This window comes from uncultured Williamsia sp., from assembly GCF_947494875.1.
GTDB lineage: Bacteria > Actinomycetota > Actinomycetes > Mycobacteriales > Mycobacteriaceae > Williamsia_A.
This window is the reverse complement of the sequence record NZ_CANLWM010000003.1, coordinates 171,737-185,264: the sequence shown is the minus strand read 5'-3', so window position 1 is coordinate 185,264 and position 13,528 is coordinate 171,737. Positions and strand designations below refer to the sequence as shown.

The 13,528-nt window shown below is 67.4% G+C and carries 18 protein-coding genes; 11 read left to right on the top strand and 7 right to left on the bottom strand.

Features of this window, described 5'->3' with window-relative positions; all coding sequences use genetic code 11:
* Positions 1 to 8: 8 nt before the first annotated feature.
* Genes Q1A98_RS09070 through arr form a run of 4 tightly spaced genes read left to right on the top strand, consistent with a single transcriptional unit; the run spans position 9 to position 4,115 of the window.
* Positions 9 to 1,145 (top strand): VOC family protein, encoded by a 1,137-nt coding sequence (locus Q1A98_RS09070; RefSeq protein ID WP_299572280.1) that lies wholly within the window; start codon positions 9 to 11, stop codon positions 1,143 to 1,145.
* The gene (locus Q1A98_RS09065) at positions 1,142 to 2,080 is read left to right on the top strand and encodes a fumarylacetoacetate hydrolase family protein (RefSeq protein WP_299572278.1); all 939 of its coding nucleotides are present in this window, start codon (positions 1,142 to 1,144) and stop codon (positions 2,078 to 2,080) included. The genes Q1A98_RS09070 and Q1A98_RS09065 overlap by 4 nt, the downstream gene beginning before the upstream one ends.
* Positions 2,077 to 3,630: a bifunctional 3-(3-hydroxy-phenyl)propionate/3-hydroxycinnamic acid hydroxylase gene (locus Q1A98_RS09060; RefSeq protein ID WP_299572276.1), complete on the top strand. Its 1,554-nt coding sequence runs from the start codon at positions 2,077 to 2,079 to the stop codon at positions 3,628 to 3,630. Before Q1A98_RS09065 ends, Q1A98_RS09060 begins: the two co-directional genes overlap by 4 nt.
* Before the next feature lie 59 nt (positions 3,631 to 3,689).
* The gene (arr, locus tag Q1A98_RS09055; RefSeq protein ID WP_299572274.1) at positions 3,690 to 4,115 is read left to right on the top strand and encodes an NAD(+)--rifampin ADP-ribosyltransferase; all 426 of its coding nucleotides are present in this window, start codon (positions 3,690 to 3,692) and stop codon (positions 4,113 to 4,115) included.
* Here arr and Q1A98_RS09050 read toward each other — a convergent pair.
* Positions 4,108 to 4,641, bottom strand: coding sequence for a DinB family protein (locus Q1A98_RS09050; RefSeq protein WP_299572272.1), 534 nt, complete (start codon positions 4,639 to 4,641; stop codon positions 4,108 to 4,110). The genes arr and Q1A98_RS09050 overlap by 8 nt on opposite strands.
* Before the next feature lie 213 nt (positions 4,642 to 4,854).
* Here Q1A98_RS09050 and Q1A98_RS09045 point away from each other — a divergent pair, with 213 nt between their 5' ends.
* Positions 4,855 to 5,889, top strand: a complete 1,035-nt coding sequence (locus Q1A98_RS09045) for a zinc-dependent alcohol dehydrogenase family protein (protein WP_299572270.1) — start codon at positions 4,855 to 4,857, stop codon at positions 5,887 to 5,889.
* Positions 5,890 to 5,896: 7 nt separating this feature from the next.
* Here the strand turns inward: Q1A98_RS09045 and Q1A98_RS09040 are convergent, their stop codons facing one another.
* Both Q1A98_RS09040 and Q1A98_RS09035 read right to left on the bottom strand, forming a co-directional pair.
* Positions 5,897 to 6,385: a nuclear transport factor 2 family protein gene (locus Q1A98_RS09040; RefSeq protein ID WP_299572268.1), complete on the bottom strand. Its 489-nt coding sequence runs from the start codon at positions 6,383 to 6,385 to the stop codon at positions 5,897 to 5,899.
* Between the two features lie 47 nt (positions 6,386 to 6,432).
* Complete coding sequence (locus Q1A98_RS09035) at positions 6,433 to 7,263, bottom strand: MerR family transcriptional regulator (protein WP_299572267.1); 831 nt, start codon at positions 7,261 to 7,263, stop codon at positions 6,433 to 6,435.
* 136 nt (positions 7,264 to 7,399) lie between these two features.
* Here Q1A98_RS09035 and Q1A98_RS09030 point away from each other — a divergent pair, with 136 nt between their 5' ends.
* Positions 7,400 to 7,744, top strand: coding sequence for a nuclear transport factor 2 family protein (locus Q1A98_RS09030; RefSeq protein WP_299572266.1), 345 nt, complete (start codon positions 7,400 to 7,402; stop codon positions 7,742 to 7,744).
* The gene (locus Q1A98_RS09025) at positions 7,741 to 8,583 is read left to right on the top strand and encodes an oxidoreductase (RefSeq protein WP_299572264.1); all 843 of its coding nucleotides are present in this window, start codon (positions 7,741 to 7,743) and stop codon (positions 8,581 to 8,583) included. Before Q1A98_RS09030 ends, Q1A98_RS09025 begins: the two co-directional genes overlap by 4 nt.
* Here Q1A98_RS09025 and Q1A98_RS09020 read toward each other — a convergent pair.
* Positions 8,577 to 9,089 carry a hypothetical protein gene (locus Q1A98_RS09020; RefSeq protein ID WP_299572262.1) on the bottom strand — a complete coding sequence of 171 codons (513 nt, stop codon included), beginning with the start codon at positions 9,087 to 9,089 and terminating at the stop codon, positions 8,577 to 8,579. The genes Q1A98_RS09025 and Q1A98_RS09020 overlap by 7 nt on opposite strands.
* Positions 9,090 to 9,122: 33 nt before the next feature.
* Between Q1A98_RS09020 and Q1A98_RS09015 the strand changes: the two genes are divergently transcribed.
* The 3 genes from Q1A98_RS09015 (at position 9,123) to Q1A98_RS09005 (ending at position 11,022) form a co-directional block, all read left to right on the top strand.
* Positions 9,123 to 9,521: a nuclear transport factor 2 family protein gene (locus Q1A98_RS09015; protein ID WP_299572260.1), complete on the top strand. Its 399-nt coding sequence runs from the start codon at positions 9,123 to 9,125 to the stop codon at positions 9,519 to 9,521.
* Between the two features lie 38 nt (positions 9,522 to 9,559).
* Positions 9,560 to 10,309, top strand: a complete 750-nt coding sequence (locus Q1A98_RS09010) for a WYL domain-containing protein (protein WP_299572258.1) — start codon at positions 9,560 to 9,562, stop codon at positions 10,307 to 10,309.
* Positions 10,310 to 10,389: 80 nt separating this feature from the next.
* On the top strand, positions 10,390 to 11,022 hold the full coding sequence (locus Q1A98_RS09005; RefSeq protein WP_299572256.1) for a DUF2231 domain-containing protein: 633 nt from the start codon (positions 10,390 to 10,392) through the stop codon (positions 11,020 to 11,022).
* Positions 11,023 to 11,065: 43 nt separating this feature from the next.
* Here the strand turns inward: Q1A98_RS09005 and Q1A98_RS09000 are convergent, their stop codons facing one another.
* Positions 11,066 to 11,560, bottom strand: coding sequence for an NAD(P)H-dependent oxidoreductase (locus Q1A98_RS09000; RefSeq protein WP_299572254.1), 495 nt, complete (start codon positions 11,558 to 11,560; stop codon positions 11,066 to 11,068).
* Entirely contained in the window at positions 11,491 to 11,712 is a 222-nt protein-coding gene (locus Q1A98_RS08995; protein WP_299572252.1) for a hypothetical protein, read from the bottom strand. The genes Q1A98_RS09000 and Q1A98_RS08995 overlap by 70 nt, the downstream gene beginning before the upstream one ends.
* A 96-nt stretch (positions 11,713 to 11,808) precedes the next feature.
* Here Q1A98_RS08995 and Q1A98_RS08990 point away from each other — a divergent pair, with 96 nt between their 5' ends.
* Positions 11,809 to 12,336: a MarR family transcriptional regulator gene (locus tag Q1A98_RS08990; protein ID WP_299572250.1), complete on the top strand. Its 528-nt coding sequence runs from the start codon at positions 11,809 to 11,811 to the stop codon at positions 12,334 to 12,336.
* A 572-nt stretch (positions 12,337 to 12,908) separates the two neighbouring features.
* Here the strand turns inward: Q1A98_RS08990 and Q1A98_RS08985 are convergent.
* Positions 12,909 to 13,505, bottom strand: coding sequence for a TetR/AcrR family transcriptional regulator (locus Q1A98_RS08985; RefSeq protein ID WP_299572247.1), 597 nt, complete (start codon positions 13,503 to 13,505; stop codon positions 12,909 to 12,911).
* Between the last annotated feature and the right edge of the window lie 23 nt (positions 13,506 to 13,528).

Sequence of the window (13,528 nt, the reverse complement as noted above, 5' to 3'; positions counted from 1 at the left end):
AGGTGCCGATGACCGTCGCCCACGACGTCCACGAGGGCCTGCATGCCGACGAGGGCGCGCTGCCCGGGGAGCACCCTGGCAGGCATCCGCAGCCCGTGGTGAAGGTCCACGACATCGCGTGGCTCGAGTTCGACAAGCCCGACCTCGTGCGGACCGCCGCATTCGCCGTCGACTTCGGCTTCGTCCCCACGTTCGCGACCCGCGACGAACTGCACCTGCGTGGGGCGCTGCCCGGATCGCCGTGTGTGATCGTCCGTCGCGCGCATCGCACCGCGTTCACCGGCGTCGCGTTCCGTGCGGCCGACGACGCCGACCTCCGGACTCTCGCCTCAGAGTGGGACCGCCCGATCGAATCGCTGGGCGACGCGCTCGGCGGGAGGGCCGTGACCACCCGCGAACCGGGCGGATGTCGTGTCCGTGTCGTCGCGGGTGTCACCGACTGGCCAGGTCTACCCCTGCAGGACACACGGACTCTCAACGTCGCGCGCGCGACCGGCCGCACGAACGACATCCAACGCCCGGCGCGTGCCCCCGCCGTCGTCGAGCGGCTCGGGCACGTCGTCCTGCAGTCGACGCGCTACCTGGAATCCCTGAACTGGTATCTGCGCAACCTCGGGCTCATCGTCAGCGACTTCCTGTACTACCCGGGTCAGCGTGATCGCGGGCCGGTCATGAGCTTCGTCCGCTGCGATCGCGGCGCGCAGCCGTCCGACCACCACACCCTGGCGCTGACCCTGGGGCCCGCGGACCGCTACGTGCACTCCGCGTATCAGGTCTGCGATCTCGACGCCCTCGCCGCCGGCGGCGAATTCCTCACCGAGCGTGGTCATCACCGATCCTGGGGTGTCGGCCGCCACATCCAGGGCAGCCAGATCTTCGACTACTGGCGCGATCCGGACGGATTCCTCGTCGAGCACTTCACCGACGGTGACCTGTTCGACAGCACGGTCACCGCCGGCTGGGCCCCGATGACCGCGTCCGGCCTGAACCAGTGGGGCCCACCGGCCACCGCCGACTTCCTCGGCGTCGCACCCGGCAAGGCCGCCCTGCGCGAGTTCGCCGCCATCCTCTCCTCGTTGCGGGAGTCCGACAACGAGTTCGACGTCCACCGCCTCCTCGGCCTGATGAAAGTCGCGCGCTCATGAGCATCTCCGTCCTCCGCACCGTCGACGCCTGGTGGGTCTCGTTTCCCGGCGGAGCCCGTCGCATCGACACCGCTGCGTCGACCACCGCCGAGCTGATCGCCGACCGGGCCGCGGTGGAGTCCGCGGCGACCGGCTTCGGTGATCTCGTCGACCCGTCGACGCTCGCGCTGATCTCGCCGGTGACCGCGCCGTGTCGGGTCATCGCCCAGATGACGAACTACGTCTCACACGTGAAGGATTCGGGCATGAATCCGGACAAGGTCCCGCTGACCTTCTTCCGCAAGTCCTCCGGGTCGATCTCCGGCCCGAACGACGACATCGTCAAGCCGCCGCACGTCGCACTGCTCGACTACGAGGTGGAGATCGGACTCGTGTTCGGGCAGACCATCCCCGTCGGCACGCACGTCGACGAGGCCACCCTCGCCGACTCGATCGCGGCGCTGGTCGTCACCAACGACGTGTCCGCGCGCGACGTCCAGCTGCCGAAGACCCAGTTCTACGAGGCGAAGTCGTATCCCACGTTCACCCCGGTCGGCCCGGCACTGGTGCTGCTCGAGGCGGGCGAGTGGGAGAAGTTCTCGACCCTCACCCTGCAGTTGCGTGTCAACGGTGTCACCCGCCAGAACAGCACGGTCGCGGACATGATCTACAAGCCGCTGCAGACACTGCGTGAGCTGAACCGGTTCCAGCGCGTCGACGCCGGTGACCTGCTCCTCACCGGCACCCCCGGCGGCACCGCACTGACCGCGCCGCCCAAACCGATCGAGATCATCGGCGCCCTCCTCCCGCCGCATGTGAAGTGGAAGGCGTTCTTCCGTCGTCAGGCGTCGAACCCGAAGTACCTGCGCGACGGCGACATCGTCGAGGCGACGGTGCGCTCCGGTGACGGATCGATCGACCTCGGTACGCAGAAGACGGTGGTGCGGCACGCATGAGCGCGCAGGCCCCGGTGCTCATCGTCGGCGCGGGTCCCTCCGGACTCACCGCGGCGGCGCTGCTGGCCGATCTCGGTGTGCCATCGGTGATCCTGGAGCGGTGGGACGACGTCTACCCGCAGCCCCGCGCGGTCCATCTCGACGACGAGGTCTACCGCGTCCTCGCACGCCTCGGTCTCGCGGAGGAGTTCGCCGCGATCTCGCGCCCGGGCCTCGGCCTACGTCTGGTCACCCGTGATCTCACGCCGCTCGCGGAGTTCCGCCGCAATCCAGACGCAGGGATTCATGGGTTCCCGGCCGCGTCGATGTTCGACCAACCCGACCTCGAGCGGTTGCTCCGCACCGCCGTGGCGCGACGCGGCGACCTCATCACGGTGCGCGGGGGAGTGGAGGTGCAGTCCATCGATCAGTCGCCCGCGGGTGTGACGGTGTCCGCCTCGGATCGACACACCGGTGCGTCCCTGACGTTCGAGGGAAGTCACCTGCTCGGTTGCGACGGCGCGGGAAGTCTCGCGCGCGCGACAATTGGTGGCGACTGGAGGGATCTCGGTTTCAGCCAACGCTGGTTGGTCGTCGACATCGAGACCGCCACGGACCTGCATCAGTGGGACGGTGTCCATCAGGTCTGCGACACCGAGCGTGCAGCCACCTACATGCGTATCGGGGACAAGCGGTATCGCTGGGAGTTCCAACTCCTCGATCACGAGTCCGCCGACGACTACGCCTCCATCGACGCCGTCGTCCCCCTGATCGGACCCTGGCTGCCCGCGGGGGCCGATCGCTCGCTGACGCTGATCCGTTCGGCCGAGTACACCTTCCGCGCTCGCTGCGCGCAGACGTGGCGGGACCGCCGCGTATTCATCCTCGGCGACGCAGCACATCTCACGCCGCCCTTCATCGGCCAGGGGATGGGTGCGGGCATCCGGGACGCGGCCAACCTCACCTGGAAGCTGGCCGCCGTGCTCTCCGGCGGCGTGCCGGAGTCGTCACTCGACAGCTACGAGCAGGAACGGATTCCCCACGTCCTGTCGCTCATCCGCCTCGCGGTGGCGATGGGCGTCGCCATGACTCGCGGTGGCAGCGGGGGAGACCTGGTCCGCAAGGTGATCGCGCCGCGGATGGCCCGGATCCCTGGTCTGTCGGCGCGCGTGACCGACAGCGCGACACCGCCGTTGACCTCGTCGTACTTCGTGCGACACGGCGCGATCGCAGACCGGTTGCCGAAAACGGTGCTGGGCGCTCTGCGCGGTGCGGGCAGTCTGCCCGGGACGTTGGCGCCGAATGCCGTCGTCGACTCCGCGGGGGCACGCCTCGACGACCACCTCGACCGGTTCCTGCTCGTCACCGTCGACGAGCCGTCGCGCGACCAGCGCTTCGAGATCACCCGACGCGGCGCGGGCGTCCTCACGGTCCACCCCGGGGAACCGCTCGGGGAGTGGCTGATCCGACACCGGGCTCGCGTCGCGCTCATCCGGCCCGACGCGACGGTGATGGCCGCGGCCGGCGACATCGACGCGGTCTACACGCTCGTACCGACCACGGTGGTGTGAGCTCGGGCTCTGATGCAGAATGCCCCTGCCGTTGTGTGTGACAGGAGGTGGGACCGCTCATGGACGACCGGTGGACAGCACTGGACGACGGCCCGTTCTTCCACGGCACCCGCGCCGAGTTGGGGCCCGGTGATCTCTTGCGTGCCGGGTTCCGGTCGAACTACAGACCCGAGGTCGTCATGAATCACATCTACTTCACGGCGTTGCGGGACGGCGCGGGGTTGGCCGCCGAGATCGCTGCCATGGACGTGGACGGGGCGACGCCACACGTCTATGAGGTGGAACCGACCGGGCCGTTCGAGAACGACCCCAACGTCACCGACAAGAAGTTCCCCGGCAACCCCACGCGGTCGTTCCGCAGCACGCACCCACTACGCGTCGTTCGGGAAGTGCGTGACTGGACTCGTCTGAGCGACGCCGACCTGCAGATGTGGCGTCAGCGTCTCGGGGCGATCCGCGACCGTCAGGGCGAGATCATCAACTGACGAATCGCTCACCCGTGACGTCGAACAGGTGATGGATCGGGTCGTGGACGAAGTAGCGACCCAGCGACTCGACGGTGAACACGCTGCCGTCGCTGCGACGACCGGCACGGGCGAGGGCGGCATCGGGGACGGCACGGAAGGCGTCGGCGATCGAGCGTCCGGCCTCGGCGAGTTCCTGCAGCACCGTCGTCGGGTCCTGGTCGCGGTAGCGTTCGGCCCGCGCAGTCGCGTCCTGGTCCCAGTTCGCGAAGGGGGGAACGTCCGATGTCAGCATCGCGTCGAGCCGCACCGCGAAGCGGCGGAAGACGTCGCGCACATGCGCCGCGTACTCGAGCGGCGACCACGTCGCCTCATCGGGCCGTGTGGCCGGGTCGGGCACGGCGAGCGCCGCGGGCCAGCGGGCGACGTTGTCGTCGACGAGATCGGGGATCGCACGGAACGGGAGCGACGAGGCGTCGAGACCACAAGCGTCGCAGCGTCTCTGCAGCACCCAGGTCCAGTTCTTCGTGTCGGGCTCGATCGGCATGCGGGCACGCTATCCGTCCGGCGCACCGAACGGACGGCGCCGGCGACACCGTGGGCGCAGAGTGGCAGAGGACTTACGGACATTGTCGGTCGCTGTGCGGTCGGAGGCCACGACCACGGCGATTCGACGGGACCGGACGCGTGTGCGCGAACCGTTCGGGCATGCTGAGAAGGTCCGCACTCACCCGTCACCCGACCCGCTAGGAGCATCCGCATGAAGGCCACACTCATCTACGGCAAGGGCGACATCCGGGTCGAGAACGTCCCCGATCCGGAGCTGAAGGATCCCACCGATGCCATCGTCCGCGTCGTCCGGTCGTGCATCTGTGGCAGCGACCTGTGGCCGTACGGATCGAAGAAGCCGTCGGACAAGGGCGCTCGGATCGGACACGAGTTCCTCGGCGTTGTCGAGGACATCGGCTCCGAGGTGAGCGATCTGAAGCGCGGCGACCTCGTCGTCGCCCCGTTCGTCTGGGCCGACAACACCTGCGACTTCTGCCGTGAGGGCCTGCAGACCTCCTGCCGCCACGGCGGAGGTTGGGGCATGCGCGGCGTGGACGGGGGACAGGGCGAGGCCGTCCGTGTCCCCCAGGCGCAGGGCACCCTGGTCAAACTCCCCGTCGCCGAGGACTCCGCCCTTCTCCCGTCGCTGCTGACGCTCTCGGATGTGTTCTCGACCGGCCATCACTGCGCCGTCACCGCCGGTGTCGGTGAGGGCGACACCGTCACCGTCATCGGCGACGGAGCTGTCGGCCTGTCCGCCGTGCTCGCCGCGAAGCGACTCGGTGCCGAGCAGATCATCCTGATGGGCCGCCACACGGCCCGCACGGACCTCGGACGGGAGTTCGGTGCGACCGATGTCGTCGAGGAGCGCGGTGACGAGGGAGTCGAGAAGGTCCGCGAACTCACCGGCGGCGACGGAACCCGCAAGGTGCTCGAGTGCGTCGGACACGAGGCCGCGATGGATATGGCGCTGGGCGCCGTCCGCTCCGGCGGGACGGTCAGCCGCGTCGGCGTGCCCCAGTACGACAAGGTGACCGCAGGCAGTCAGTTCTTCATGAACAACATCACGCTCACCGGTGGGGTCGCGCCGGCGCGGGCCTACATCGAGGAGCTCATGCCCGACGTCCTCGAGGGAAAAGTCGAACCCGGCAAAGTCTTCGACGTCACCATGGGCCTCGACGACGTCCCCACCGGCTACCAGCAGATGGCCGACCGCGAGGCGTTGAAGGTGCTCATCGCGCCCTGAGTGCGCCTCAGAGACCCAGGTCCGACAGGCCGGGGTGATCCTCCGGGCGGGGACCGCTGCGGTCCCAGTGGAACGTGCGGTCCGCGTCGCGGATCGGCACGTCGTTGATGCTGGCGTGCCGATGGGTCATGTAGCCGCCGTCGTCGAACGCCCAGTTCTCGTTCCCGTACGCGCGGAACCACTCCCCGGAGTCGAGGTGGTACTCGTAGGCGAATCGCACCGCGATCCGGTTCCCGCTGTGCGCCCACAGCTCCTTGATCAGTCGGTATTCGTGCTCGCGGTCCCACTTGCGCGTCAGGAACTCGACGATGGCCCCGCGCCCTTCGAAGAACTCTGAACGATTCCGCCAGCGGCTGTCGGGCGAGTACGCCATCGACACCCGCTGCGGATCACGGGTGTTCCAGGCGTCCTCCGCCTTTCGGACCTTCACGGCGGCGGACTCGTCGGTGAAGGGCGGAAGAGGCGGCCGGGGGTCGTCGGGTGTCGTCATGGACATGATCGTCCTCTCGGATGCGATCGCGCGCGATGCGGCGGCACTCCGGCTTATCGCGGCGGCGGGGGAGTCGTGCTGAAAATCGGCCAGCATATCTCTGTGGCGGTGAACGCCATCGGAGCCGAGAAGGTGCCGCCGACGTAGTGTTCGCGGATCGGCCCCTGGTGGCTGATCAGATGCTCGTTCGCGTAGGTCCCCAGCGCCGCGTAACTGCGGTCGATGCCCTCGTGGCCACCCTGATGGGTGAGCACCGCGAACTCCGCCGCCGGCAGGACCTCGGCACGAACTCCGTCCGGGGGCTCGGCCGACTGCGGCGCAGGCAGGAAGAGCCTCGCCCCACCCCGCGATTCGAGAAACAGCTCGCGGTCGTAGAGGCCACCCGGTACGACGTCCGCCTGCGCGCCGGTCGTCGTGAACACCGCACGATGCAGGGTCGTCATCGTCACCCCGAACCAGCTGTCGATGTCGGAGAGCTCGACGATGGCGCTGATCGACCACACCGCGAGCGCCGGCTCGCGGCGCACGCTCACCGAGGCCGGGGGCTGCACGGGGGAGAGCAGTTCGCGTAGCGCGCCGACGGTGTCGCGGGTCTGTTGCAGTTGCGCCTCCATCTGCTCGAGATGGGTCGTGATGATCTCCGTCCGAGCCGTGGCGTCCTCCGTACTCAGCAACGCCTTGATGTCGGGAATGGACATACCGAGTGATCGGAATCGACGGATGATGTGCGCGTGGTCGACCTGACCCGTGTCGTAGAAGCGGTAGCCGGTGTGAAGGTCGATGTGAGCCGGCGTCAGGATCCCGATGTCGTGGTAGTGCCGTAGGGCCTTCCTGGTCAGGCCGGTCATCACGGCGAAGTCGCCGATCGGGACTCGTGCGCTCAAGGTGTCCTCCTGCGTGATCCGCCTGTCGCGATGCCGTCGATCATCGTGCAGATTCCCCCTACGGCAAGGTCAACCGTGACAATTCGGCCGCCCCTGGGGTTGACATTCCCCGTGGGGGAGGTCCGACCGTCGTGGCATGACAACAGATTGGGATGCACTCCCGCACACCGTGAAGACCTTCATGACCGCCATCAACGACCGAGACGACAAGCAAGCCCTCGCAATGTTCACCACCGACGCAGCGGTGACCGACAACGGCCACGTGCACACCGGACGTGACGAGATCAGGGCGTGGCTCGCCACCGACGTGAGCGGCAGCGAGTTCACCTACACGTCGGAGTTCACCGACGCGATCACGACCGATACCGGTGTCGACGTCGGGCAGCATCTGGAGGGCGACTTCCCGGGCGGCGTCGCCGACCTGCGCTATCGCTTCGAGCTCGACGGCTCGTTGATCAGCCGGCTGGTGATCGAGCCATGACGCGGCGGTGGTTCATCACGGGAGGGACGCTCGGCGGGTTCGGGGTCGCGTTCGCCGAGGCGGCACTGGAGACGGGGGATCGCGTCGTCCTCACATCCCGTCGACCGCAGGAGCTCACGGAATGGGCCGAGCAATACGGTGACCGCGTTCTCGTCGTACCGCTCGACGTCACCGACGCCGAGCAGGTGCACCGCGCGGTGCGCACGGCCGAGGAGCACTTCGGCGGTGTCGATGTCCTCGTCAACAACGCCGGCCGCGGCTGGTTCGGCTCGATCGAGGGGATGGACGAGTCCGCGGTGCGGTCGATGTTCGAGTTGAACTTCTTCGCCGTACTGTCCGTGACTCGTGCGGTGTTGCCGGGGATGCGCGCTCGCGGGGACGGGTGGATCGTCAACGTCTCCTCGGTGGCCGGCCTGGTCGCCGCACCGGGGTTCGGCTACTACAGCGCAACGAAGTTCGCGGTGGAGGCCGTCACCGAGACACTGCGCGACGAGGTCGCGCCGCAGGGCATATCGGTGTTGGCAGTCGAACCGGGGGCGACCCGGACGAATGCCTACGCCGGCTTCGCCGACGAGCCCGTGTCCGAGCCGATTCCGGATTACCACGAGCTGCTTGAGCAGGCCCGTCAGACGTTCGTGGACATGGACGGTGTGCAACCCGGAGACCCGCACCGCGGTGCACGCGCCGTCATCGCAGCCATGGCTCAGGATTCGCCCCCGCGACGACTGGTTCTGGGAAACAGCGGTTTCGACGCCGTCACCGACACGCTGGAGGCGGCGTTGTCCGACATCCGTGCGAGTGAATCACTCTCGCGAGGAACGGACTTCCCCGCTCAGTGACGTCGCTGGATCGCGCTGCGGCGCAACGCCCAGCGCCCTGCGGACAGCGCCGCAGACACGAGCAGCGCCGCGAGGATCCCGACGACCGGAAACCACACGCCGATCGGTGCCAGCTCGTGACTCCACGGTCCACCGGCCACCAGATCGTCGGCACCAGATGGATCGCGTGGTGCCTCCTCGACGATCCGTGAGAGCACGCGAGGTCTGTCCACGTGCGCGAACAGCACTGCCACACCGCCGACCGACGCGCCCGTCACGGCGGCCGGAATCGACACCAGGAGCGACTCGACGACACGACCGGTGCGGGTACGCAGAACGGTCCAGCAGATCAGGCTGAGGACCATCGCGACCACGGCACCGATCGCGGGCAGCACAAGCATCTCCGGCCACCACCGGGGACCGGAGATGTACCGCAGATCGCCGGTGAAGATCAGGATCACCGGTCGTGTCGCAGGCCGCTGTTCCACCCACCGCGTGTCGATGGCCGATCCGTCGAACTCCGACACACAGTTGTCGCGCGGGTCGTCGAGGGTTGCCGCATGAGCGAGCAATTGAGCCCCAAAGCCCTGTCCGTCGCGCGAGAGTCGCTCGATTCGTGGCTGACGATGTGGAACACGGACGGCGACATCGCCCGACGAATCTGTGCCGGCGATTTTCGAATCCACTTCGCCGTGACCGAGCCCGACGGGTCGACTCCCGCGGACGACATCCGCACGCCGGACGACTTCGCGAACTATCTGCGCTGGTGGCACGAGCAGAACCCGGGTGTCGTCTTCACTGCCGTCGCCGACGCGATCGACGGGATCCACGCCCGGCTGCTCTGGGATGTCCGCGCGGGAGATGCGGAGGCGGGGGGCGTCGATGTCTTCGATTTCACCGAGGACGGTCGCATCGGACGGGTCTGGTCGGTCGGCGGGCAGCGGAGCATGCGAAGTTGAACCCCTGTGCGCTCCATCATCTCTGACACGATGAGGGCATGAAGCGAGCCGAGCGGCAGTACGCACTCGTCGACCTGCTTCGAGGTGCCGATCGACCGTGGTCCGCCACCCGGCTTGCGCGCGAATTCGGTGTCTCGTCGCGCACCATCGAGCGCGACGTCGAATCCCTGCAGCTCGCCGGCGTCCCCATCTACGCAGACCACGGAGTGGCCGGCGGCTACTCGATATTGCGCGAGTACTCGCTGCCACCGCTGAACCTGTCCGCGGCGGAATCGCTGGCGACGCTGGCGGGATTGTCGCTGCTCGAGTCGTCGCCCTACCAGGGGGCCGCTCGCCGTGCGCGCGCCAAGATCGCCGCGGTCATGAGAGACGACCACCGTGCGCGCGTTCAAGAGATCCTCGGCACCATGCACGTCGTCGACGCCGTTGCGCGCGCCGACGACGCAGTGCCACCGGCAATGCTCTCCGATGTCATCGCCTCTCGACGTCTTGTGCGACTGACCTACCTCGGAGAGAACGATGACGGCAGCCCGGACGACGTCACACGCACCGTCCGCGATGTCGAGACGATGGGCTTGCTCCGCGCTCGGGATTCGTGGTTGCTGATCGCGTGGTGCCGACTCCGGAACGCGATACGCGGCTTCCACCTCGAGCGGATCGTCGACCTCGAGATCCTCGATGAGGTCCCACCGCCCCGAGACCCGGCACTTGTCGACGCCGACCTCGCTCGGTGGCCGACGAGGCGCCTCGACCAGACCCGTTCTCGAGACCGGAATCCCTCATCCTGACGCCGCGCGGGGGAGCGATGACGAGGGACGGAACGCACGATTCGATGTTTCCGACTCGGTGGGTGGGGTAGACGCTGTGGATGGCAGATGACCTGGGTGCTCACCGACATCGAATCCTTCCAGCGACCGCCACGAACTCACCGATCGGGCGAGCCCTCGCTGGTGTCGAGCGACTTTCTGGCCTCGACGGACTGGCAGCCACCACCGGCCGCCTGCTCGCGCCGGTGCTCAGCGGAGGGCTGGGGAACATCCTGCGGGGTTCGTGGCTCGGTCACCCGCTGCATCCCGTGCTGGTCACCGTTCCGATCGGCGCCTGGACCTCGGTTCCGGTGTTCGACCTGACCGGTCAACCTGTTGCAGCACAACGATTGACGGCGGTCGGTCTCGCTGCGGCAATTCCTGCGGCGACAGCAGGGCTCGCCGAGTACACGACCCTCGACACCGCGCAGCGTCGAGTCGCACTGGTCCACGCCGCGAGCAACTCGGTCGCGATGACCGCGCTGGTCGGGTCCATGGCGGCCCGCAGCAGGGGCCTCACCGGACGAGCGATTGCCCTGACGATCGCCGGCCTCGGTGTCACCGCGATATCAGGCGCCCTCGGAGGCCATCTGACCTATGTGCAGGCCGCCGGCGTGCAACGAGAATCCCTCCCGTCCGTGTCATCTGGAACCACTTCGATTGCCACGGGATCGCATCACCTCGACGAGATCTGACTCAGAAGCGCTGGAGAGTCGCGCCGCGCCGGAACCACCGATCTCAGACGTGAGCGGCCCCGAGCGCCTGGCCGTGCTTCCGCGCGAGCTGCTCGGCTTCGCTGCGAAGCGTCGCCGCGAGGTCGGTGAACTCGTCGAGCGCCGGGTTCTCTCCGACGAGGGTGAACGCGGTCTCGACGACCTCGAGCTCCAGCTTCCAGACATCGGCGAGGATGCGGCGCATCCACCCGGTCGCGTGGTCCCAGCCCTCTCGCGGCGTCCCCGCCGCGTAGTTGCCGCCCTGGACCGACACGAGAACGGCAGGCCTGCCCGCGAGGACCGGGGCGATGGTGGGGTCGAAGCGCGGATCGGTGATGACGGTGTCGACCCAGGTCTTGAAGTGTTGGGACACCCCGAAGTTGTACAGCGGCACCGCGAACAGCAGGGCGTCCGCGGCGATCAGCTCGTCGGCGAGTTCCGCCGCGACGTTCACCGCGTCGCGTTGCTCGGACGTCCGCTGATCCTCGGGGGTGTAGCCGGCGAACGCAGCTGTGGCCACGTCGTCGCGGGGATCGGCTCGGTGCCGACGTGGCGCCGGATGATCCGATCGTCGGGATGTCCGGCCGTCCACTCCCGTTCGACGATGTCGGCCATCGCGCGGCTGTGTGATCCCTCGACGCGGATGCTGGCGTCGAGACGGAACAGTGTCATGAGATCTCCTTCGGACGGAACTCGAACTTCAACTTGAACGTGCAAGTTCGAGACTACTCAACATAGTTGAACATTCAAGTCGGCTACCATTGCCGTGTGACCCACAGCCCGGACACGCACGATGACGTGTGGCTTTCGCACGATCAGCAGCGCGACTGGGCAAGCCTCGTCGCCGTGTTGATGACGCTTCCCGGCAAGCTCGACGCGCAGCTGAAACAGGTTGCCGGGATCAACTTCTACGAGTACAGCGTGATGGTGTCGCTGTCGGAGGCCCCCGGACGCGTCAGCGTGATGAGCGATCTGGCCGTCGAGGCGAAGGGGTCGTTGTCCCGCCTGTCGCATGCCGTCTCACGTCTCGAGACCGCCGGCTGGGTGGAGCGCCGGTCGTGCGGGGGAGCTGGTAGACGAACCGAGGTAGTCATGACCGAGACGGGGTGGCAGGAACTGCAGCGCATCGCGCCCACTCATGTCGCGGAAGTGCGGCGGCTCGTCGTCGACGCCATGGACGCCACTCAGCTCGAACAACTCGGCTCTGCCGCGCGCCTCATCGTGGCGGCAGTCGATCCGGCACTAGCCGCGATGCTGACGTCCACTACTGGCCGCAGCGATACGACGAAGACGTGAGATCGCATCTATCCGAATGTGACTGGCTTCTGGAAGGACTGACCGTCGAACGCCGCGGACGGGAACCGGCCAGAGAGCAGGTCGACAAGATATGCAGCCAGCCCTCGCGGGTGGTGATCCCACTGTGTCGCGAGATCGGTGACGATGACCGGCCACGCTTTCGGATCGTCGCCGGTCCTGTGCCAGAAACCTACCTGACCATTCGGCCCGCCTCTCCAGCCGAGATAGGGAAGGGCCGGGTCGACGACGACGGGCTCAGTCGATCCGTCCGGCGGAACCCACACATCGCCGAGTTCGTTGTCCCCGACGATTGTCTCGTCGTTCTCGACAGACTCGCGGCCTCGGACCGGATGATCCGTCGGACTGAACAGCCCGAGCTGCTCCAGCCTTGACCTGACATAAGAAATTACTCGGCGCACGCTGGGACGAGCTATCTGCGGCGAACTTCGCCTCTCAGGCACACAGTGGGACGGTCCCGGCAACTGCACGCGACGCGGACCCGATAGGCGACATGACCGTGAGGGAGGCCGCGAGCGACAGAACAGATGCAAGCGGACGCCAAAGATCGCGGGTCAATTGTCGACCTCCGAGGCCTTGCCCTCGACGGTTCTCGCTGCACGTAGGGCGCCAACCGCGCGAGTAAGGCCAATCACGTCCGGATCGAAGCGCCGTTGGATGTTGAGCCCGAGAGTCATTGCGCGAAGCGCCGTCGCGACATCTTGGGGATCGACTTCATCACCGACCAGATCATTGGCGCTTAGATAGTGTGCGTAGAGATCACGCACCCGTTGATGGCCCGCAGTGAATGCTGCGGCAACCGCACCCTGCTCACCGATCGCGTCGAGGCCCACGGTCGCGAAAATTCGGAACCTTGAATCTGCGAGCATCGCATTCTGTGCGCCGAGTGCACGCTCCCAGGTCGCCGGTCCGGGAGCGTCGAAAACCGCGTCCACCCGCTCGCAGAGCATGTCGAAGGCGTCGTTGACCACCGCGACGACAAGACCTTCCTTCGACCCGAAATGCCATCCGATCGATCCCCGACTGATCCGCGACCTCTGAGCGACCGCCTGCACCGTCGCCGCGCGGGTTCCGCCCTCAGCGAGAAGGTCCCACGCCGCGGCGATGAGGCGCGCTCGTGTCTCCGCACTCACTTCTGCGTGTCTATTCATGACGCGACCGTAGCGCACCAGAA

Excerpts from the sequence above, each read along its gene's own strand:
- Q1A98_RS09070 (WP_299572280.1), top strand. The coding sequence starts at position 9 with ATGACCGTCGCCCACGACGTCCACGAGGGCCTGCATGCCGACGAGGGC.
- Q1A98_RS09065 (WP_299572278.1), top strand. The coding sequence starts at position 1,142 with ATGAGCATCTCCGTCCTCCGCACCGTCGACGCCTGGTGGGTCTCGTTT.
- Q1A98_RS09060 (WP_299572276.1), top strand. The coding sequence starts at position 2,077 with ATGAGCGCGCAGGCCCCGGTGCTCATCGTCGGCGCGGGTCCCTCCGGA.
- arr (WP_299572274.1), top strand. The coding sequence starts at position 3,690 with ATGGACGACCGGTGGACAGCACTGGACGACGGCCCGTTCTTCCACGGC.
- Q1A98_RS09050 (WP_299572272.1), bottom strand. The coding sequence starts at position 4,641 with ATGCCGATCGAGCCCGACACGAAGAACTGGACCTGGGTGCTGCAGAGA.
- Q1A98_RS09045 (WP_299572270.1), top strand. The coding sequence starts at position 4,855 with ATGAAGGCCACACTCATCTACGGCAAGGGCGACATCCGGGTCGAGAAC.
- Q1A98_RS09040 (WP_299572268.1), bottom strand. The coding sequence starts at position 6,385 with ATGTCCATGACGACACCCGACGACCCCCGGCCGCCTCTTCCGCCCTTC.
- Q1A98_RS09030 (WP_299572266.1), top strand. The coding sequence starts at position 7,400 with ATGACAACAGATTGGGATGCACTCCCGCACACCGTGAAGACCTTCATG.
- Q1A98_RS09025 (WP_299572264.1), top strand. The coding sequence starts at position 7,741 with ATGACGCGGCGGTGGTTCATCACGGGAGGGACGCTCGGCGGGTTCGGG.
- Q1A98_RS09015 (WP_299572260.1), top strand. The coding sequence starts at position 9,123 with ATGAGCGAGCAATTGAGCCCCAAAGCCCTGTCCGTCGCGCGAGAGTCG.
- Q1A98_RS09010 (WP_299572258.1), top strand. The coding sequence starts at position 9,560 with ATGAAGCGAGCCGAGCGGCAGTACGCACTCGTCGACCTGCTTCGAGGT.
- Q1A98_RS09005 (WP_299572256.1), top strand. The coding sequence starts at position 10,390 with ATGGCAGATGACCTGGGTGCTCACCGACATCGAATCCTTCCAGCGACC.
- Q1A98_RS08995 (WP_299572252.1), bottom strand. The coding sequence starts at position 11,712 with ATGACACTGTTCCGTCTCGACGCCAGCATCCGCGTCGAGGGATCACAC.
- Q1A98_RS08985 (WP_299572247.1), bottom strand. The coding sequence starts at position 13,505 with ATGAATAGACACGCAGAAGTGAGTGCGGAGACACGAGCGCGCCTCATC.